Here is a 19,943-nt window from a genome sequence, read left to right as displayed (position 1 = left end):
TCATCATCACGCCGTCAGGCCGAAGTGGGGCGATCGAAATACGCGAACGCCGCACTGGTCAGGCTGCCGAGCAGGGACCAGAACACCAGGCTGGTCAGCGTGACCGCGACCACGAACTGATGCGATAATGACGACGGCACGCTGGTCTCGACATGCTCCAGCTCGGGCGCGCCGATCAAATGCGGCAGCATGATCAGGACCACGCCGGCAATCGCGGCCGGTGCCGAACGCCGGAAAACGATCAGCCCGAGGCCGGCCGAAGTCGCCAGCACCGTCGTCACCCACCAGATCTGACGCGACATCAGTGGTGCGGCGGGGACACCCGGCAGTTCAGGCGGCAGCCCAAGGCCCGGCGCGATCGTGAAGACGGCAAAACCTGCGAGGCCCCACATCAGGCCTTCGTGCCAGGAGATTGGCTCGCCGGTCGCGCCGCTGCGAACCGAGAAGAAGCCGCAGAGCAGAAGCGCAAAGCCGATCCCGGTCAGGATATTGGCGCCCGCGGTATAGAGGTTGCGCTCCAGCCCGTCCCGCGGCTCCCACGCCTCCGCGCCATGATCATGATCCGCATGATCGTGCACGAGGGTCACCTGCGGTGGCGCGGCGGCCTCGTGCTTGTGCTCGGCCGCCTTCTCGTAGACCTCGGCCTTGAGGATCAGGGGGACGGTGCCGAACTGCTGGACCGCCGTGACGATCAGGCCAACGATGAAACCGGCAATGACCGACGAGAAGACGATCGAGCGAAACGTGCTCATGCCAAGGCGGTCAGTGGCAGGGGAACGCGTTGGAGTGGCGCACATCGTGCGCCGCGTTGTGGATCACGTCGATGTGCGAGAAGCCGACCACGCCGACGATGAACAGACCGAGCGTCATCGCCATCAGGGACTGGGCAAGCCGTCCGACCTGTCCGGCGGCGGCCGGCAGATGCGTGACTTGAGCTTGCGTGACCTGGGATTGGCTCATGGTCGTTCTCCACGTTCGATTTGCTCGGCTTCTAGCAGCTTTCGCGCGATGTCGCGACTGGTAAGATGCAAATTTGTTGCAACAGGGATGCGCTTGCGCACAATCTTGGCGCGCGCCGCGGCCCTGAACGCGTCTTCAAACCGTCCGAAATAGCCAAGACAGGCGTCCGGCGTCGGGTCCGTGCCGAGCAACGTCCGAAATGCGCCCTGGTGCACCGCGCAGATCGCGCTGTGCTCCGGGAGGCCAAAGACCAGGGAGGCGATGTCGGCGCGCCAGTGAGCGTCGCAGCTCGGAGCGCCGCTGCCGGCCGGAGCTCCATCAGCGTCGGATGGTGAATGCACCCGGACCTCGCCGCGATTCCCATTTGGCCTGCTCAAGCTCCGGACGGTCACATTCTGCCTGGGGGGTGCCGATGCAGAGGTAGCCGATGAATTTCCAGGCGTCCGGTATTTCCAGAATCTCCTGAATGCGGGTCGGGTTGAGGATCGAGACCCAGCCGAGCCCGATGCCTTCGGCGCGGGCGGCAAGCCACATCGAGCAGATCGCAGCCACCACGGAATACTCAACCGTTTCCGGCATCGTCGCGCGGCCAAGGCCGGAGCCGATGTGCTCGGTCTTGTCGGCGAATACGGCGAGATGGCCGGGCGCCTCTTCCAGGCCCGATAGCTTCAAGGCGGCATATTTCGCGGCACGCTCGCCCGAGTAAGACCGCAGCGCATCGGCGTTGCAGGTCTTGAAGTCTTCGATCACTGCGCGGCGGCGCACCGCATCGTCGACAATGACGAACCGCCAGGGCTGGCTCAGGCCGACCGAGGGCGATAGGCAGGCGACCTCGATCAGCCGCTCGATCGTGCCATCCGGCAGCGGATCGGTTCGGAAGCGCCGCACGTCGCGCCGCCACACGAACAGCTCCTGCAGTTGGCGGCGAAACGCATCATCGAAGGAGACCATCGCGGGGCCTTTGGCTGAATCCATCGCGGACTTCACTTGAGCTTCACCGGCAGGCCCGCAACGACGAACTCGACCTCGTCAGCCACGCCGGCGATGGTCTGGTTCATGATGCCGGCGGCATCGCGGAAGCTGCGCGCCAGTGCATTGTCGGGCACGATGCCGAGGCCAACCTCGTTGGTGACCAGGACGACCGGGCTGTGCTGACGCGGCAGCGCATCCGCCAGGCGCGTCACTTCCTCGGTCCAGTCGCGCTCCGCATGCAGCAGGTTCGAGAGCCAGAGCGTCAGGCAATCGACCAGCCTTGCGCCGCCGCCATCGGTCTCGGACAGCGCGGCGACGAGGTCGAGCGGCACCTCGCGTTCGATCCAGTCGCTGCCGCGCCGCGCGCGATGCTTGGCGATCCGCTCGTCCATTTCCGCATCGAGCGCCTCGGCGGTCGCGATATAGACCGGACGCTCCGGAAAGCTGCGCGCGCGCAGTTCAGCGCGCCGGCTTTTACCGGAGCGAGCTCCACCCGTGATCAGAATGACGGCCATGGGATCTCCTGTCTACGTCCGCTCTAACCACCAATCGCGGTGAAACACAAAGCCGAAATCCGCCACGGAGGGCTTGCACTCGGCCAATGTCTTGCGCATCAGGGGGATCGCGGCGAGGAGAGGGTTAAGTGGGTTTTGCGGGAGCGATGGCGGTGGCGATGGCGGTGGATGCCCTGATCGGCTGGCCATCGCCGCTGTTTGCACGCATCGGCCATCCCGTGACCTGGCTCGGCCGGCTGATCCATCTTGTCGACAGAGCCTGGAACCGGGACACCGATCCGCCGGCGTTGCGTCGCGTCGCGGGTGTCGCGGCTGCTATCCTGGTGATCGCGCTGGTGACGGCTCTCGGTTGGGCGGTTCAGTCCGTGCTCGGATCCGGATGGGTGCGCGTCGTCCTTGTTGGTGTGCTGGCGTGGCCGCTGGTAGCCTTGCGCTCGCTGCATGACCATGTCGCGGCGGTGGCCAATCCGCTGGCGTCCGGCGACATCGCGGCCGCGCGTTCGGCGGTTGCGCAGATTGTCGGACGCGATCCCTTGACGCTCGACGATGCCGGCATCGCGCGCGCGACCATCGAGAGCCTCGCCGAGAATGCATCCGACGGCATCGTCGCGCCAGTGTTCTGGGGCGCGCTGTTCGGCCTGCCGGGAATCCTCGGCTACAAGGCGATCAACACACTGGACTCGATGATCGGCCATCGCACCGAGCGGCACGACGCCTTTGGCTGGGCCGCCGCCCGGATCGACGATCTCGCCAATCTCATTCCGGCGCGGCTGACCGGACTTTTGCTCGTGGTGCTCGCGCCGCGGCCATCGCAGGCGTGGTCATGCATGTTGCGTGACGCGCGCCGCCATCGCTCGCCGAATGCCGGCTGGCCGGAAGCGGCGATGGCCGGTGCGCTCGGCGTGCGGCTCAGCGGTCCCCGCATCTATCACGGCAGCATCGCCGATGAGCCCTGGCTGAACGAGGGCGCGCGCGATCCGGCTGCCGCCGACATCTTCGCCGGGCTGAAACTCTATCGTTACGCCACGATGCTGCTGGCTGCGGCGTTCACAGCCCTGGCGCTGGCGTGAAGGAGCGGGGCATGCGCGAGCACGGCGGAAATCTCGATGTCGCCCAGCAACGCTTCGGCGGCGCTGCGGAGGACTGGATCGACCTGTCGACGGGGATCAATCGGGTGCCTTATCCTGACGTCGATGTGGAGCCGCGGCAATGGAGCGCGTTGCCGTCGCGATCCGAGATCGAATCCCTGCACACCGCCGCGCGGCAGGCTTATGCGACCGACGCGCCGATCTTGGCGATGGGCGGTGCGCAGGCCGCTATTCAGCTGCTGCCCCAGCTGGCGTCCCGGGGGCGGGCGCGTGTCCTGGCGCCGACCTACAATGAGTATGCCGCAGTGTTGTCGGCCGCCGGATGGGACGTCGACGAGGTGTCCGATCTCGCAGCGCTTGCGGGCGCCGGTCTTGCCGTGGTCGTCAACCCGAACAATCCCGATGGGCGGCACCATGAGCGGCGCGAGTTGCTCGCGCTATTGCCGCGCGTCGGCCGGCTCGTGATTGACGAGAGTTTTGCGGACGCCGTGCCGGACCTGTCGCTCACACCGGAAGCCGGACGAGCGGGGCTCGTGATCCTGCGCTCGTTCGGCAAATTCTACGGGCTTGCCGGGCTGCGGCTCGGCTTCGCGATCGGCAGCGAGACGGATATCGCCGCGCTTGCGGCGATGGCGGGCCCATGGCCGGTGTCGGGGGCCGCAATCGCGATCGGGCGGCGGGCGCTGCGCGATCACGACTGGGCAAAGGCGACGGCCGCGCGGCTGGCGGCCGACTGCGTCAGGCTCGATGCAGCGGTGCGATCGCAGGGGTGGACCCTGGTCGGTGGCACGCCGCTGTTCCGTCTCTACGAGACCCGCGATGCGCTGGCCGCACAGGACAAGCTTGCGCGCGGGCTGATCTGGTCGCGCGTCTTCCGGCAGCGGCCGGGATGGCTGCGCCTCGGTTTGCCCGGCAGCGAGGCCGAATGGGCTCGCCTCTCCACGGCATTGTCGCGCTGACCTAGCGCGCCAGCGCGAGCAGGCCTTCGACGTCGAGATGGGTCTCGATGTGTTCGGCGAGCGCATCGAGCGCGCTCTCGACCCGGGCGCCGTATGGCTGGTCGGCCGCGGGAATATCGAGCCTCGCAAGGAACGCCTTGCGAAATTGGTCTGACGTGAACAGGCCGTGCAGATAGCTGCCGTGAACGCGACCATCCGCGGAAACGGCACCTTCTGCTGCGCCGTCAAGCGTCGCAAAAGGCCGCGCGCGATCCGGACCGTCGGTGCGCCCGATGTGGATTTCATAGGCGCTGATCGGCTGAGATGTGGCAGCATGCACCGCGCTGACGCGCGTCAGCGTCTTCTGCTCGGTCATGACAGTTGTGATATCAAGAAGTCCGAGGCCGCGCGTTTCGCCGGCCGGGCCTTCGATCCCGTCGGGATCGGCGACGCTCTCGCCGAGCATCTGATATCCGCCGCAGAGGCCAAGGACATGGCCGCCGCGGCGATGATGCGCCAGGAGATCGATGTCCCAGCCTTGCGCGCGCAGGAAGGCGAGGTCGCCGCGGGTCGATTTCGAGCCGGGCAGGATGACGAGCCGCGCATCACCCGGGATGGCTTCGCCTGGTCGCACCATCACGAGATCGACGCCGGGCTCGAGCTTCAGCGGATCGAGATCGTCGAAATTCGCGATGCGCGACAGCGCAAGGAAGGCGATCTTGCACTGGCCGGGCTTGCGCGCGTCGGCGAGCCCGAGCGCGTCTTCGGCCGGAAGCTCACCGGCGCGGGTAAACCAGGGCAGTACGCCAAAGCCGCGCCACGCCGTGCGGGATTCGATCAAGCGGTAGCCGTCGTCGAACAGCGTCGGATCGCCGCGGAACTTGTTGATGAGAAAACCCTGGATCATCGCGGCATCCTCGGGATCGATCACCGCCTGGATACCGACGAGCTGCGCGATCACGCCGCCGCGGTCGATGTCGCCGACCAGCACCACGGGCACGTCAGCCCGGCGCGCAAAGCCCATATTGGCGATATCGGACTTACGCAGATTGACCTCGGCGGGGCTGCCGGCACCTTCGACCAGCACCAAATCGGCGCGATCCTTCAGCCGCGCAAAGCTCTCCAGCACCGCGCCCATCAGCGACGGTTTCATAGCGGAATATTCGCGCGCGCGTGCGGTCGCGATCCGTTTGCCGTGCACGATGATCTGGGCACCGACATCGCTCTCCGGCTTCAGCAGCACCGGGTTCATGTCGGTGTGCGGCTCGACACCGGCGGCGAGCGCCTGCAGGGCCTGCGCACGTCCGATCTCGCCGCCGTCGATGGTCACGGCCGCGTTGTTGGACATGTTCTGCGGCTTGAAAGGCAAGACGCGCAGGCCGCGTCGTCTGGCAGCGCGCGCCAGGCCCGCGACGATGAGCGACTTGCCCACGTCCGAACCCGCTCCCTGGATCATCAATGCGCGCGCCATGGCGATAACAGTCAGAACTCGACGCCCGGTTGGGCCTTGATGCCGGAGCGGAACGGATGCTTCACCAGCGTCATCTCGGTGACGAGATCGGCGATCTCGATCAATTCATCCTTGGCATTGCGTCCGGTGAGCACGACATGCGTCATCGGCGGCTTCGACGTGGTCAGGAAGTCGACGACATCGGCAATGGCGAGATAATCGTAGCGCAGCGCGATGTTGATCTCGTCGAGCACGACCATGCGCAAGCTCGGGTCTGCGATCAGCTGCTTGGCCTTCTCCCAGCCGGCCTGCGCCGCCGCGATGTCGCGCGCGCGATCCTGGGTCTCCCAGGTAAAACCTTCGCCCATCGCGTGGAATTGACAGAGCTCTCCGAAATGCCCGGTGAGCAGGCGGCGCTCGCCGGTATCCCAGGCGCCCTTGATGAACTGCACCACGGCGCATGGGAAGCCATGCGCCACGCAGCGCACGATCATGCCGAAGGCGGAGGAGGACTTTCCCTTGCCGGCGCCGGTATGAACGATGATCAGACCCTTTTCGCCGCTCTTGGTCGCCATGATCTTGTCGCGGGCGACCTTTTTTTTCGCCATCTTGGTCGCGTGGCGCGCATCCAGCGAAACCTCGCTGCTGACGACCTCGTCTTCGGCGCCGTTTTCTTCAGAAATCATGACGTTCCTTCGGCTTGACAAGTTCGAGCCACGGACGAATGGTGGGCCCGCGTTGGTTCCTGTCCTACGACAGGCGAAGAGGGAATGCGATAGGGCTCAAGGTGGGCCTGAAAAGCAGCCGCCCCCGCGACCGTGACCGGAGAGATGCCCAAAGCCACTGATTCCTTGTCGAGAATCGGGAAGGTGGGCATCGAGGGAGAAATCCTGCTCCGCAAGCCGGGAGACCTGCCAACGCAACGTGTTGTGAGACCGGCGGACGGGGTGTTCCGCGACGGGGAAACGAACCCATTCACAACGGTTCGTGTGCCTCTTCGCCTCCCGCTGTTAATCCAGGATGGGCGATGAGCGTTACACTTCATGTCTGCATCACCTGCCGCGCCGGCCAGACGCTGGCGGAAGGTGAGCTCGCGCCCGGTGCGCGCCTGTATGCCGCGCTTGTTGAGGCCGGCGTGCCCGATGACGTCAATCTTGTTCCCGTCGAATGCCTGTCGGCGTGCAGCCAGGGTTGCTCGGTCGCGCTCAGTGCGCCGGGGCGGTGGTCCTACGTCTACGGCCGCCTGTCCGCTGACAATGCCAGGGATGTGATCGCGGGCGCCACCGCCTATGCCGCGGCGCCTGACGGCATCGTGCCGTGGCGCAGCCGTCCGGAAATCTTTCGCAAGCAATCGCTCGCTCGAATCCCACCCCTTGCCGTCGTGCCGGAGGCCGCAGAATGACTACGCTCGCCAAGGTTCCGGTCACCGTCGTGACCGGTTTTCTCGGGTCCGGCAAGACAACGCTGATCCAGCATCTGATCCGCAACGCCAACGGCAAGAAGCTCGCGGTGCTGGTCAACGAATTCGGCAGCGAAGGCGTCGACGGCGAGATCCTGAAGTCGTGCGCCGACGCCAATTGTCCGGCCGAGAACATCGTCGAGCTCGCCAATGGCTGCATCTGCTGCACCGTCGCCGACGATTTCATCCCGGCCATGGAGCAGTTGCTCGCGCGCCGGGTGAGACCTGATCACATCGTGATCGAGACGTCCGGCCTCGCTTTGCCGAAGCCGCTGCTGAAGGCGTTCGACTGGCCGGAAATCCGCTCGCGGATCACGGTCGACGGCGTGATCGCGCTGGCCGATGCGGAGGCCGTTGCTGCCGGCCGCTTTGCGCCGGATCCGGCCGCAGTCGATGCACAGCGTGCGGCCGACGACAATCTCGACCACGAGACGCCGCTGTCCGAAGTGTTCGAGGACCAGATCGCCTGTGCCGATATCGTGCTGCTGACCAAGGCCGATCTCGCCGGAGCCGAGGGGATCAAGGCGGCCAAAGCGGTGATTGCGGCCGAAATGCCGCGCGAGGTGCCGATATTGCCGATCGTCGACGGCGTCGTCGACGCGCGGGTCATCCTGGGACTCGAGGCCGCCGCAGAGGATGATCTCGCATCGCGGCCGTCTCACCATGATGGCGAAGCCGAACACGAGCACAATGATTTCAACTCCGTAGTGATCGATCTTCCCGAGGTTTCGGATGTCGAGGCACTGGTGGCTTCGATCAAGGGGCTGGCGCGCGAGCAGAACGTGCTGCGCGCCAAGGGCTACATCGCGGTCGAAGGCAAGCCGATGCGGTTGCTAGTGCAGTCCGTCGGCGAACGGGTACGGCATCAGTTCGACATGCCTTGGGGCACGCGGCCGCGGCAGTCGAAGCTGGTCGTGATCGGCGAACACGGCGATATCGATGAAGCTGCGATCAGGGCGCGACTAGGTGTCTGATGCACGTCGTCTTCCGCGAGAGCCGCGGCCTTGAGGAGACCGCGACGCCAAGGGACCTCGGCCAGGATCCGGCCGATCTCGTGGTGTTGTCGTTTTCCGACAGCGATCTCGCCGCCTTCGCGGCCGGCTGGCGGCGGGGCCGCGCCGCGCTGCCGTCGCTGCGGCTCGCCAATCTCGCGGAGCTGCGCCATCCGCTCTCGGTCGATACCTATATCGAGCGCACACTGTCGCGCGCGCGCGGCATCCTGGTGCGGCTGATCGGCGGCGAACCCTATTGGTCATACGGGCTGGCCGCGGTGCATCGTCTGGCGAAGGAGCGCGACATCGCTTTGGTGGTGTTGCCAGCCGATGGCCGCGACGATCTGCGGCTGGATGAATTTTCGACCTTGCCGGTCTCGACGCTGCGTCGTCTGAAGGTGCTGTGCGACAAGGGCGGGCCTGTCGCCGCGCAGGCCGTGATCGCACAATTGGCGCTGGCGTCAGGGCTGTATGCCGGGCCTGTGGTCGGCGAGATCGATCTTCCCGAGATCGGTCTCTACGACCCGCGGCGCGGTGTTGTCGCGGCGCTGCCGGCATCGGATCGCCGGCCGCGGGCACTGGTGACTTTCTATCGCTCCTATCTCGCGGCGGGCGACACGGCACCGGTCGATGCGTTGATTGAGGCGCTACGCGAGAAGGGCTTTGACGCCTACGGCGTCTTCGTCGCCTCGTTGAAGGCGGCGGGCGTGGCCGATTGGCTGCGTACTCAATTCGCGCAATGCGCACCCGCCGCCATCGTCAATGCGACCGCCTTTTCCGCGGCCGGCGATGACGGCACCACGCCGTTCGATGCCGCATCGTGTCCGGTGTTCCAGGTCGCTCTGTCCACGGCGCGGCGCGAGGATTGGGCCGAGTCGCTGCGCGGTCTGTCGCCCGGCGATCTCGCGATGCATGTGGTGTTGCCGGAGGTTGACGGCCGCCTGTTTGCTGGCGTGGTCAGCTTCAAGTCGGCGAGCGAGCGCGATCCCGATCTGCAGTTCGCACATCTCGCGCATCGGCCGGATGCCGGACGCGTCGCAGCAATTGCCGTGCGCGTGGCAGCCTGGCGCCATCTTGCGGAAAAGCCCGCGCGGAAGAAGCAACTTGCACTCGTGCTGTCGAACTATCCGGGCCGTCCGCACCAGATCGCGCATGCTGTCGGCCTCGATGCGCTTGCCTCGGTCGAGGTATTGCGGGCCGATCTCGCGGCCGCGGGCTTTGATCTCGAGCCGGTGGCGTCGCTGGGCGATGCGCTCTTGCACCGGAAACTGACATGGGAGGTGGCCGAGTATCGCGCGGCCATCTCCGGCCTTCCGCCACAGCTTCAGGACGACCTCGCGCGTGCATGGGGCGCGCCGGAGGACGATCCCGATTGTCGTGATGGCGAATTTCAATTCGCGGCAATCCAGTGCGGCAAGTCCGTCATCGCCGTTCAGCCGGAGCGCGGCGATGTCTCTCATCGCGATGCCGACTATCACGATCTGTCGCGCACGCCGCGCCATGCCTATGTCGCGTTCCATCTGTGGCTCAGGCAGCAACGCATCGATGCCGTCGTGCACATGGGCGCGCATGGCACGCTGGAATGGCTGCCCGGCAAGTCGGTTGCGCTGTCGTCCGCGTGCTGGCCGGAAGCGCTGATCGGCGATCTGCCCGTCATCTACCCCTTCATCGTCAACGATCCCGGCGAGGCGGCGCAGGCCAAGCGCCGGATCGGCGCCGTGACGATCGGCCACCTGCCGCCGCCGCTGGCGCAGGCGGCGGTGCCGGAAGGCTTGCGCAGGCTCGAGCGCCTGCTCGATGAATATTCGACCGCTGACGGTCTCGATCCGGCACGGCGGCAGCGCCTGATTGCCGATATCCGCGAGGAAGCGCGGCTGGCCGGGCTGGAGGACGATCTCGGTCTCGCTGCGTCGGTCTCCGCTGCCGAGGCGATTCCGCAGATCGACCGCTTTGTCTGCGATCTCAAGGAAAGTCAGTTCGGCGATGGCCTGCACGTGTTCGGGCAGGGCGCCTGCGGTGCGGAGGAGAGAGCGGCGTTACGCGATGCGCTCTCCGGCCGGCGCGTCGCGCCGGGACCGTCGGGGTCGCCCTATCGCGGGCGCCGCGACGTGCTGCCGACCGGACGCAATCTGTTTGCCGTCGATCCCCGCGCGGTGCCGACGCCGTCGGCGCATGCGCAGGGCGTGAAACTCGCCGAAGAGCTGCTGCGCCGCCACCTGCAGGACCACGGTGACTGGCCGAAGGGGCTCGTCGTCGACCTCTGGGGCTCGTCGACGATGCGCACCGCCGGTGAGGATTTTGCGATGGCGCTGCATCTTGCCGGCATCGCGCCGCGTTGGGATCACGGATCGGGCCGTGTGGCCGGCTACGACATCATCGCGCCGGCGGAGCTCGGTCGTCCCCGCATCGACGTCACGCTGCGCGTGTCGGGGCTGTTCCGCGACGTCTTCTCGGCCCTTGCCCAGTTGTTCGAGGCGGCGACGGAGGCGTTGTCTGAACGCAGCGATGAGGGGGATGAAAATCCCTATCGGCAGCGCGCGTCGCGCGTGTTCGGGCCCCGCCCAGGGCACTATGGGGCGGGCATCGCCGCGATACCGGATGTCTTCACCGAGGCGGCGCGCGATGCGGCTGGCGAAGCTTGGCTGTCGGCGTCGTCCTGGGCGTTTGCATCCGATGGCGAGATGCGGCCCGATCGCGCCGGCATCGAGGCTCGGCTCGCGGCCGCCGACAGTTTTGTCCATACCCAGGACTTGCCCGAGACCGACCTGCTGCTGGCGGCGGACTATGCCGCGCATGAGGCCGGCATCGCGGCGGCGGCCCGGCGCATTGGCGCAGAAGTCCCGGCGCTCTATCATCTCGACGCGACGCGGCCGGATCAACCGCATGCGCGCTCGTTGACCGAGGAGATCTCACGGGTGGTGCGTGCGCGCGCCGCCAATCCCGCCTGGATCGCCGGCATGATGCGCCATGGCTTCCGAGGTGCCGCCGAGATATCAGCGACGCTGGAGCATATGGCGGCGTTTGCCCATCTTGCGGGCGCGGTGCCGCCGCATTTGTTCGACCTCTATTACGACGCGACGCTCGGCAATGACGACGTTCGCGGCTTCATGGCGCGCGAGAATCCGGCTGCCTTGGCTGCGATCGAAACCTGCTTCACCCGGTTGCACGAGGCGTCGCTGTGGCAGACGCGGCGCAATTCGATTGCGGCTGCATTGCAGGAGGCCTCATGAGCGCTGTTGCGATCAAGGGCTGGTGTCCCGGCGCACTGCGACCGATGCTATCAGGCGACGGCCTCGTGGTGCGCATTCGTCCGCGCGGCGGACGGCTCGACGCGGCGCAGGCGGCGGGAATCGCTGATCTGGCTGCGCGGCACGGCAATGGCCTGATCGATCTGACCAGCCGCGCCAATCTTCAGATCCGCGGTGTCAGCGATGAAGGTTTCCCGTCTTTGATCGATGGGCTTGCCGAGCTCGAACTGCTGGACACGGATGCGGACACCGAGGCGCAGCGCAACATTCTGGTGACGCCATTCTGGACCGCCGGCGACGATACGCGCGTGCTCGTGGCCGAGTTGGAGCGGGCGCTTGCCGGCGTGTCGCTCGATCTTCCAACCAAGTTCGGTTTCGCAATCGATGACGGCAGCGAGCGGGTGCTGGCTGGCGCGTCTGCGGATATCAGGATCGAGCGCGATCGCAACGGCGGACTGCTGCTGCGCGCCGATGGCGCCGAGCTCGGGCTTTCCGTCACGCGGAGCGAGGCCGTACCGGTCGCGCTGGCGCTGGCCGAATGGTTCATCGCCTCCGGCGGAGCCAAGGGAGGGAGGCGACGGATGGCGGCTCATCTCGCCGGCGGCGCGCGCCTGCCTGGATCCCTTCGCGGTGATGTGGAGCCGGTGGCTCGATCGGCAGACCCCGTTCCCGGACTCTATCCGTCCGGCGCGATGGTCGGCGTCGCGTTCGGGCTCATGCCGCACCAGACGCTCCGGCATCTTGCCGGGAATGCACAGGCTCTCCGCGTGACGCCGTGGCGGATGCTGCTGGTGGAGGGGATGCGCGAGATGCTTGGTGGAGCCGACCTCGTCACCGAGGCCGACGATCCGGCGCTCCGCGCGATCGCCTGCAGCGGTGCACCGCGCTGTGGTGAGGCGCATGCCGATACCCGCGTGTTGGCATCGGCGCTTGTGCGGCATATCCCGGCGGATGCCCGCCTTCACGTCTCCGGTTGCGCCAAGGGATGTGCGCATTCCGGCTCTGCGGATGTCACCCTCGTGGCTACGAACCAAGGCTTCGATCTCATCCGTCGTGGGACGACACGGGATGCGCCGGTCATGCGTGGGTTGACCAGCGCCGGCATCATCGCAAATCCCTCCGTGCTGCTGGGAGGCCGCTGATGCCGCACATCTATGAGACCGACGGCGCGGCGATCTATCGCCAGTCCTTTGCCGCCATCCGCTCCGAGGCCGACCTTGGCCGCTTCACGTCGGATGAAGAGCCGGTGGTGGTGCGCATGATCCATGCCGCGGGCATGGTGGGGCTGGAAGCGCATGTCCGCTTCACGCCCGGTATGGCCGCGAGCGCGCGTGCCGCCCTGCAGAACGGCGCGCCGATCCTGTGCGACGCGCGCATGGTGTCGGAGGGGATTACGCGCGCGCGACTGCCGGCCGGCAACGCCGTCATCTGCACGCTCGGTGATGTCAAGGTTCCCGAACTCGCCCAGTCGATGCACAACACGCGCTCCGCCGCCGCGCTCGAACTGTGGCGGCCGCATCTGGCCGGCGCAATCGTCGCGATCGGCAATGCGCCGACCGCGCTGTTCCATCTCCTCAACATGCTGGAGGACCCCGATTGCCCGCGGCCGGCGGCGATCATCGGCTGTCCGGTGGGCTTTGTCGGCGCTGCGGAGTCCAAGGCGGCATTGATGGCCGCGCCGCCCGCGCCGGCGCTGACGGTCGAGGGACGGCTCGGTGGTTCGGCGATCACCGTCGCCGCGGTCAATGCGCTGGCGAGCCGGAGCGAATAGATGGGACGCATCATCTGCTGCGGGCTCGGCCCAGGCGATCCGGACCTGATGAGCGTACGCGCTGATCGCACCGTACGGGCCGCGAAGCACGTCGCCTATTTCCGCAAGAGGGGCCAGCTGGGCCAGGCCCGCCGCATCGTCGAGGGGCTGCTCGCCGCCGACGTCAGCGAATATCCGATGGAATATCCCGTCACCACGGAGATCGCCTTCGACAGTCCGGACTATGCGCAGCTGCTCGGGAGCTTCTATGACGAATGGGCCGAGCGCCTGGCGCGGCTTGCGCGCGCAATCGACGTCGTCGTGCTCTGCGAGGGCGATCCCTATTTCTACGGCTCGTTCATGCATCTGCATTCGCGCCTGCAGGGGCGCGTCGAGATCGAGGTGATCGCCGGCATTCCCGGCATGGCGGGCTGCTGGAATTCGGTCGGCCAGCCGATCGCGCTGGGTGATGATGTGACCACCGTGCTGATGGGCACGTTGCCGGAGGCGGAGCTCGAGCAGAGGATGCGGAGTTCCGACGCGCTCGTCGTCATGAAGACCGGTCGCAATCTGAAGAAGATCCGCCGCGCGCTCGCCTCGGCCGGGCGTCTCGACGATGCGTGGCTGGTCGAACGCGGCACCATGCCGGATCAGCGTGTCGTCCGGCTTGCGGAGATCGGCGAGGCCGACTGTCCGTATTTTGCGATCGTGCTGGTGCACGGGCAGGGGCGGCGCAGGGAGGCGGCCGAATGAAGGGCACGCTGACCATCGCGGGACTGGGACCGGGCGACGAAGCGCTGATAACCCCAGAAGTCACAGCTGCACTTGCGGCTGCGACCGACATCGTCGGCTATGCGCCCTATGTGACGCGCGTGCCGCCGCGCGCCGGGCTCACGCTGCATCCCTCGGACAATCGCGTCGAGTTGCAGCGCGCCGCCGACGCGTTGCGGCTTGCATCCGAGGGGCGCCATGTCGTTGTGGTGTCCTCAGGCGATCCCGGCGTCTTCGCGATGGCATCCGCCGTGTTCGAGGCGCTGGAGGATGCGCCGCAATGGCGCGACCTCTCCATTCGCGTGCTGCCTGGCGTCACCGCTATGCTGGCGGCGGCAGCGAGTGCCGGCGCGCCGCTCGGTCATGATTTTTGCGCGATCAACCTCTCCCACAATCTCAAGCCATGGCCGCTGATCGAGAAGCGCCTGCGGCTCGCGGCCGAAGCCGATTTTGCCATCGCGATGTACAATCCCCGCTCGGCCAGCCGGCCGGAAGGTTTTGGTCGCGCGCTTGAGGTCTTGCGCGAAGCAGGTTGCGGCGACCGCATCGTGATCTTTGCCCGGGCCGTCAGCACGCCCGAGCAGCGGATCGAGATGGTCGAGCTGCGCGACGCGAAGCCGGAAATGGCCGACATGCGGACGCTCGTGATCGTCGGCAATTCGGCGACGCGGCGGGTCGGGCGCTGGGTCTACGCGCCGAGGCAGGTCCGATGACCGAGCCATTGCATCACATCTTCGGCGCTTTCCACAAGCGGCCTGTCGGGCAGCGGTGGCCGGATGATCATGATGACGGGAAGGCCAAGAGCACGGGCGGCGTCGATCTTGGCGCGCGCGCCGGTGCCGCCCGAGTTGCGGGCGACGATCCAGTTAATGCGACGCCCGCGCATCATCTCAAGCTCGCCGTCGAGCGTAAACGGTCCGCGCGAGACGATGACGTCGGCATCGGGCAATGGCAGCGTTCCCTCGGGCGGGTCGACAAATCGCAACGTATAGGCGTGTTGCGGTCGGTTGCCGAAGGGCGCGATGTGCTGGCGGCCGATCGCGAGGAATACGCGCGCGCGCCTGTCCGGCAGTGTCGCGACTGCGGAGACGACGTCCGCGACCTCGATCCAGCGGTCGCCGGCTTCCTTGTCCCATGGCGCGCGTTCAAGCGCGATCAACGGCGTTGCGGTTTGTGCGCAGGCGGCGATCGCGTTGCGGCTCATCTCGGCTGCGAAGGGATGCGTCGCGTCGATGACATGCGTGATGCCTTCACGACGAAGATAGTCGGCAAGACCACTGGCGCCGCCGAAGCCGCCGATCCGGGTCGGCAGCGGCTGGTCGGCCGGCGCACGGGTGCGGCCGCCATAGGAATAGACCGCGTCGATCCCCGCGCGCGCGATTGCAGCGGCGAGCAGATTGGCGTCGGCGGTTCCGCCCAGGATCAGGGCGCGCATCATGAATAATCCCTGGTTGACCATCATCGGCATCGGCGAAGATGGCCTTGCCGGCCTCTCCGACGCAAGCCGAAAGGCGCTTCGCGAAGTCGAGACGGTGTTCGGCGGCGAACGGCACCTCGCGCTGGCCGGCATCACCGACCGCGGCCGTGCCTGGCCGGTGCCGTTCGATGCGGACATTGTGCTTGAATGCCGTGGTCGTCCGACGGCGGTGCTCGCCTCGGGCGATCCGTTCTGGCATGGCGTCGGCGGAGGCCTCGCAGAGAAGCTGCAGCCGGGTGAGTGGGTCGCATACTCCGGACCATCGACATTCTTGCTTGCGGCGGCACGCTTGGGCTGGCGCTTAGAGACCGTCATCTGTCTTGGCCTTCATGCGGCACCGTTCGAGCGCCTGTTGCCGTATCTCGCGCGTGATGCACGGATCATCTGCCTGGTGCGCGACGGCAAGGCGGCTTCCGATCTCGCGCAATGGCTCACGGGCCGCGGCTGGGGGCCGTCATCGATGTGGACGCTTTCCGCGCTTGGCGGACCGCGTGAATCCATCACGCAGCATCGCGCGGATGGTTATGCGGGCGATGCAGGCGACAGCCTGGTCGCGGTTGCGCTGGAGGCGAGGGGAACGCAAGGGATCGCACGCAGTTCGGGTCTTCCCGACGCACTCTTTGTGCATGATGGGCAATTGACAAAACAGCCGATCCGCGCGCTTGCGCTGTCGGCGCTTTCGCCGCGGCCTGGCGAGAGGTTGTGGGACATCGGTGCCGGCTCAGGCTCGATCTCGATCGAATGGGCGCTGTGCGGCGGGACGGCGGTCGCCGTCGAGGCCCGCGGCGAGCGCGCCACGAACATCCGCAGCAACGCGGCGAGCTTCGGCCTGACGCACCGGATCACCGTCATCGAGGGCGAGGCGCCGGGCATCCTGTCGGACCTCGAGGCGCCCGATGCCGTGTTCATCGGTGGCGGCCTCGATGCTGATATGTTCGACGCGATCTGGTCGCGCATCGCGCCGGGAACGCGACTGGTTGCGCATGCTGTGACCCTGGAAACCGACGCGCTGCTTGCCGATCTGCATCAGCGCCATGGCGGTGACCTCATGCGCGTCGAGATCGCCCATGCCGAGCCGTTGGGGCGGTATCGCTCCTGGAAGGCTACGCGGCCGATCGTGCAATGGAGCGCTATCCGATGAAGGTCGCAGGTCTCGGATTCAGGCGCGATGCCAGTGTCGCATCCTTGCGCGACGCGCTTGACGCGGCCGGCGGTTCCGATGGCCTTGCGGCGGTTGCAACGGTGAGTAACAAGGCCGATGCGGTGGCGTTGAAAGTGCTGGCGCGGGAGTTGGATTTGCCGATCCGGGGCATTCCCGCCGAGTTATTGGCTGGGACAAGGACCGTAACGCAATCCGAGTTCATCAAGGCGAGGTTCGAAACGGGCTCGGTTGCCGAAGCCGTGGCAATCGCTGCGGCAGGACGCGGTGCGCGGCTGATTTCGGTCAGGGCGACGTCACAGGATCGGATGGCCACTGCGGCGATCGCGGAAGGAGACGGCGAATGACGGTGCATTTCATCGGCGCAGGGCCAGGCGCTGCCGATCTCCTGACCTTGCGCGGGCGCGATCTCATCGCCTCCTGCCCGGTCTGTCTTTATGCCGGATCGCTCGTGCCGGAAGGTGTCCTGGCGCATTGCCCAAAAGATGCGCGTATCGTCAACACGGCGCCGCTGTCGCTCGACGAAATCGTCGCCGAGATCGCCTGCGCGCATGCGGAGGGCAAGGACGTCGCGCGGCTGCATTCGGGCGATCTCTCGATCTGGTCGGCGATGGGCGAACAGTTGCGCCGGCTGCGCGCGTTGCAGATTCCCTATTCGGTGACACCCGGCGTGCCGGCTTTTTCGGCAGCCGCGGCGGCACTGGAGTCCGAGCTGACGCTGCCGGGCCTTGCGCAATCGGTGGTGCTGACGCGCACGCCGGGCAGGGCGAGCGTGATGCCAGATGGTGAAACGCTCGTGGCCTTTGCCGCGACCGGCGCGGTGCTCGCGATCCATCTCTCGATCCATCTGCTCGACAAGGTCGTTGCTGAGCTCACGCCGCATTACGGAGCCGACTGCCCGGTGGCGATCGTCTGGCGTGCGAGCTGGCCGGACCAGCGCATCGTGCGCGCCACGCTTTCGACCCTCGACGCCGCCGTTGGCCCCGAGCTCGAACGCTCCGCGCTGATCCTGGTCGGCAAGACGCTGGGCGCGGATGAATTCGCCGAAAGCCGCCTCTATGCGGCCGACTACGACCGCCGCTACCGGCCGGTGGGAGCCGAGCCACGCTTTCCGGAACCATCGCGATGAGCGCGGGGCTTGTGATCTCTGCGCCGGCATCCGGCGTCGGCAAGACGACGCTGACCTTGGCGCTGGCCCGCGCCTATCGCAATCGTGGGCTGAAGGTGCAATGCCTGAAGAGCGGGCCTGACTACATCGACCCCGCCTTTCATGCGGTCGCTACCGGACGCGCGTCGGTCAATCTCGATAGCTGGGCGATGGAGCGCGACGCGATTGCGCATCTGGCTGGCCGCGGCGCGGACGCCGACCTCGTGCTGGCCGAGGGCTCGATGGGGCTGTTTGACGGCGTCGCCGCACGCGGCGTGTCCGGCACCGGCGCCACCGCTGATATCGCCGAGATGATGGGGTGGCCGGTGTTGCTGGTGATCGATCCTTCCGGCCAGGCACAAACCGCGGCGGCGATCGCGGCAGGATTGCGCGATTTCCGCGCCGGCGTGCGGTTGGCCGGCGTCGTTCTCAACCGCGTTGCAAGCAAGCGGCATGAGGATCTGGTGCGCGGCGCCATGGCAGGCGCGGGCATTGCTGTGTTGGGTGCGCTGCCTCGCCATGCCGAGATCGCCTTGCCGAAGCGGCATCTTGGCCTGGTGCAGGCCGAAGAGCAGGCCGAGATCGACGGCCTGATCGAGGAAGCCGCGCGCTTCGTCGCCGAGCATGTCGACCTCGACGCCGCGCTGCGATCGGCCCGCGTCTCGCCGGTGCAATCGTCGACGCGCCGCTTCGCCGTCACGCCGCCCGGCCAGCGCATCGCGCTCGCCCGCGACGCCGCATTCTCCTTCGTCTATCCGCACATGCTCGAAGCGTGGCGCGCGGCGGGCGCAGAAATCGCGACGTTCTCGCCGCTCGCCGACGAAGGCCCCGACGCCGACGCCGACGTGTGCTGGCTGCCCGGTGGCTATCCTGAACTGCATGCCGGCCGGCTCGCCGCCAACCGGCGATTTCTCGGGCAGTTGCGTAGCTTCGCCGAGACGAGGCCGGTGCATGGCGAATGCGGGGGCTACATGGTGCTGGGCAGCGCGCTGACCGACGCCGACGATGTGCGCCACGAGATGGCGGGCTTGCTCGGCCTCGAGACGAGCTATGCCAAACGCCGCATGCATCTGGGCTACCGGCTTGCCGAGCTCGTTGCACCGATGCCCGGGCACGAGCCGGGCGCACGCCTGCGCGGCCACGAGTTTCACTACTCGACGATCATCGCGCAGCCGGATACGCCGCTCGCGGTGGTGCGCGATGCGACCGGCGCGATCGTGGCCGAAACCGGATCGCGGCGCGGCCGTGCAACGGGGACCTTCTTCCATCTGATTGCGGAGGACCGGTGAGCGGATTCGTCTCCTTCGTCTCGGCCGGCCCCGGTGATCCCGAGCTCCTGACAGTGAAAGGGGCGGCGCGGCTGCGCGAGGCCGACGTGGTGCTCTACGATGACCTTGCCTCGGGCGCGATCCTTGATCTCGCGCGCACCGGTGCCAATCTTGTCGCCGTCGGCAAGCGCGCCGGCCGGCTGTCGGCCAGGCAGCATCATGTCAGCCGGCTGCTGGTCGATTATGCCGCGACCGGCGTGCGCGTGGTTCGCCTGAAATCGGGCGACGCCGGCATCTTCGGACGGCTCGAGGAGGAGATCGAGGCGCTGCGCGCGGCCGGCATCGGCTACGAGATCGTTCCCGGCGTGACCTCGGCCTCGGTCGCCGCCGCACAGGCCGGCATTCCGCTGACCCGACGGCTGACATCGCGCCGGGTGCAGTTCGTGACCGGCGCCGACGTCACCGGTGAATTGCCGGCGGACCTGAATTGGGCGGCGCTGGCCGATCCGGAAGCGACCACCGTCGTCTACATGGGGCGGCGGACTTTCCCCGCGCTGGCGGCAAGGCTGATCGCGCAGGGACTTGCGCCCGAGACGCCGGCGTTGCTGGCGGAATCGCTCGGCCATGCCGATGAGCGGATTGTTCGCACCACGATCGAGGACCTTGCCGAACAGCTCGCGCATGCGGGTGCCGCAACGGCGGCCGCGATTATTCTGTTCGGTGCCCTGGCGCCGAACCAAGGGTGACGC

At 67.1% G+C, this 19,943-nt stretch carries 21 protein-coding genes and 1 riboswitch; of the genes, 14 read left to right on the top strand and 7 right to left on the bottom strand.

Features of this window, described 5'->3' with window-relative positions:
- Positions 1-14 precede the first annotated feature (14 nt).
- From K359_RS0118535 to cobU, 4 genes are all read right to left on the bottom strand, one after another.
- Positions 15-752: a CbtA family protein gene (locus K359_RS0118535; RefSeq protein ID WP_029080696.1), complete on the bottom strand. Its 738-nt coding sequence runs from the start codon at positions 750-752 to the stop codon at positions 15-17.
- Positions 753-762: 10 nt separating this feature from the next.
- Positions 763-960 (bottom strand): CbtB-domain containing protein, encoded by a 198-nt coding sequence (locus K359_RS0118530; protein WP_029080695.1) that lies wholly within the window; start codon positions 958-960, stop codon positions 763-765.
- A 318-nt stretch (positions 961-1,278) separates the two neighbouring features.
- Positions 1,279-1,911 (bottom strand): 5,6-dimethylbenzimidazole synthase, encoded by a 633-nt coding sequence (gene bluB, locus K359_RS0118520; protein ID WP_029080693.1) that lies wholly within the window; start codon positions 1,909-1,911, stop codon positions 1,279-1,281.
- A gap of 32 nt (positions 1,912-1,943) precedes the next feature.
- Positions 1,944-2,447 carry a bifunctional adenosylcobinamide kinase/adenosylcobinamide-phosphate guanylyltransferase gene (cobU, locus tag K359_RS0118515; RefSeq protein WP_029080692.1) on the bottom strand — a complete coding sequence of 168 codons (504 nt, stop codon included), beginning with the start codon at positions 2,445-2,447 and terminating at the stop codon, positions 1,944-1,946.
- A 128-nt stretch (positions 2,448-2,575) separates the two neighbouring features.
- Between cobU and cbiB the strand changes: the two genes are divergently transcribed.
- Both cbiB and cobD read left to right on the top strand, forming a co-directional pair.
- Entirely contained in the window at positions 2,576-3,517 is a 942-nt protein-coding gene (cbiB, locus tag K359_RS0118510; RefSeq protein ID WP_029080691.1) for an adenosylcobinamide-phosphate synthase CbiB, read from the top strand.
- An 11-nt stretch (positions 3,518-3,528) separates the two neighbouring features.
- Positions 3,529-4,494 carry a threonine-phosphate decarboxylase CobD gene (gene cobD, locus K359_RS0118505; protein ID WP_029080690.1) on the top strand — a complete coding sequence of 322 codons (966 nt, stop codon included), beginning with the start codon at positions 3,529-3,531 and terminating at the stop codon, positions 4,492-4,494.
- A gap of 1 nt (position 4,495) precedes the next feature.
- Here cobD and K359_RS0118500 read toward each other — a convergent pair whose 3' ends face one another.
- Positions 4,496-5,944, bottom strand: a complete 1,449-nt coding sequence (locus K359_RS0118500; RefSeq protein ID WP_029080689.1) for a cobyric acid synthase — start codon at positions 5,942-5,944, stop codon at positions 4,496-4,498.
- Between the two features lie 11 nt (positions 5,945-5,955).
- Positions 5,956-6,609, bottom strand: coding sequence for a cob(I)yrinic acid a,c-diamide adenosyltransferase (cobO, locus tag K359_RS0118495; RefSeq protein ID WP_029080688.1), 654 nt, complete (start codon positions 6,607-6,609; stop codon positions 5,956-5,958).
- Positions 6,610-6,645: 36 nt separating this feature from the next.
- Positions 6,646-6,857, top strand: a riboswitch (cobalamin riboswitch).
- A 93-nt stretch (positions 6,858-6,950) separates the two neighbouring features.
- Here cobO and K359_RS0118490 point away from each other — a divergent pair.
- Genes K359_RS0118490 through cobJ form a run of 7 tightly spaced genes read left to right on the top strand, consistent with a single transcriptional unit; the run spans position 6,951 to position 14,856 of the window.
- On the top strand, positions 6,951-7,325 hold the full coding sequence (locus K359_RS0118490; protein WP_029080687.1) for a DUF1636 domain-containing protein: 375 nt from the start codon (positions 6,951-6,953) through the stop codon (positions 7,323-7,325).
- Positions 7,322-8,356 (top strand): cobalamin biosynthesis protein CobW, encoded by a 1,035-nt coding sequence (cobW, locus tag K359_RS0118485; protein ID WP_029080686.1) that lies wholly within the window; start codon positions 7,322-7,324, stop codon positions 8,354-8,356. The genes K359_RS0118490 and cobW overlap by 4 nt, the downstream gene beginning before the upstream one ends.
- On the top strand, positions 8,356-11,604 hold the full coding sequence (cobN, locus tag K359_RS0118480; protein WP_029080685.1) for a cobaltochelatase subunit CobN: 3,249 nt from the start codon (positions 8,356-8,358) through the stop codon (positions 11,602-11,604). Before cobW ends, cobN begins: the two co-directional genes overlap by 1 nt.
- Complete coding sequence (gene cobG / locus K359_RS0118475) at positions 11,601-12,764, top strand: precorrin-3B synthase (protein ID WP_029080684.1); 1,164 nt, start codon at positions 11,601-11,603, stop codon at positions 12,762-12,764. The genes cobN and cobG overlap by 4 nt, the downstream gene beginning before the upstream one ends.
- Positions 12,764-13,393 (top strand): precorrin-8X methylmutase, encoded by a 630-nt coding sequence (locus tag K359_RS0118470; RefSeq protein ID WP_029080683.1) that lies wholly within the window; start codon positions 12,764-12,766, stop codon positions 13,391-13,393. Before cobG ends, K359_RS0118470 begins: the two co-directional genes overlap by 1 nt.
- Entirely contained in the window at positions 13,394-14,125 is a 732-nt protein-coding gene (locus K359_RS0118465) for a precorrin-2 C(20)-methyltransferase (protein ID WP_029080682.1), read from the top strand. It abuts the gene before it with no gap.
- Complete coding sequence (cobJ, locus tag K359_RS0118460; protein WP_029080681.1) at positions 14,122-14,856, top strand: precorrin-3B C(17)-methyltransferase; 735 nt, start codon at positions 14,122-14,124, stop codon at positions 14,854-14,856. The genes K359_RS0118465 and cobJ overlap by 4 nt, the downstream gene beginning before the upstream one ends.
- Here the strand turns inward: cobJ and K359_RS0118455 are convergent.
- Positions 14,832-15,581, bottom strand: coding sequence for a cobalt-precorrin-6A reductase (locus K359_RS0118455; RefSeq protein WP_029080680.1), 750 nt, complete (start codon positions 15,579-15,581; stop codon positions 14,832-14,834). The genes cobJ and K359_RS0118455 overlap by 25 nt on opposite strands.
- Between K359_RS0118455 and K359_RS0118450 the strand changes: the two genes are divergently transcribed.
- Genes K359_RS0118450 through cobA form a run of 5 tightly spaced genes read left to right on the top strand, consistent with a single transcriptional unit; the run spans position 15,580 to position 19,940 of the window.
- A complete protein-coding gene (locus K359_RS0118450) occupies positions 15,580-16,761 on the top strand; it encodes a bifunctional cobalt-precorrin-7 (C(5))-methyltransferase/cobalt-precorrin-6B (C(15))-methyltransferase (protein ID WP_029080679.1) in 1,182 nt (393 codons plus the stop codon). The two genes, K359_RS0118455 and K359_RS0118450, sit on opposite strands and share 2 nt — an antisense overlap.
- On the top strand, positions 16,758-17,126 hold the full coding sequence (locus tag K359_RS0118445) for a cobalamin biosynthesis protein (protein WP_029080678.1): 369 nt from the start codon (positions 16,758-16,760) through the stop codon (positions 17,124-17,126). Before K359_RS0118450 ends, K359_RS0118445 begins: the two co-directional genes overlap by 4 nt.
- Positions 17,123-17,908, top strand: a complete 786-nt coding sequence (gene cobM, locus K359_RS0118440; protein WP_029080677.1) for a precorrin-4 C(11)-methyltransferase — start codon at positions 17,123-17,125, stop codon at positions 17,906-17,908. Before K359_RS0118445 ends, cobM begins: the two co-directional genes overlap by 4 nt.
- The gene (locus K359_RS0118435; RefSeq protein WP_029080676.1) at positions 17,905-19,215 is read left to right on the top strand and encodes a cobyrinate a,c-diamide synthase; all 1,311 of its coding nucleotides are present in this window, start codon (positions 17,905-17,907) and stop codon (positions 19,213-19,215) included. The genes cobM and K359_RS0118435 overlap by 4 nt, the downstream gene beginning before the upstream one ends.
- Positions 19,212-19,940 carry a uroporphyrinogen-III C-methyltransferase gene (gene cobA / locus K359_RS0118430; RefSeq protein WP_029080675.1) on the top strand — a complete coding sequence of 243 codons (729 nt, stop codon included), beginning with the start codon at positions 19,212-19,214 and terminating at the stop codon, positions 19,938-19,940. Before K359_RS0118435 ends, cobA begins: the two co-directional genes overlap by 4 nt.
- The last annotated feature ends 3 nt before the right edge of the window (positions 19,941-19,943 follow it).

Origin of the sequence: Bradyrhizobium sp. th-b2 (genome assembly GCF_000426785.1) — a bacterium.
Classification (GTDB): Bacteria; Pseudomonadota; Alphaproteobacteria; order Rhizobiales; family Xanthobacteraceae; genus Bradyrhizobium; species Bradyrhizobium septentrionale.
This window is presented reverse-complemented; position numbering and strand designations above follow the sequence as displayed.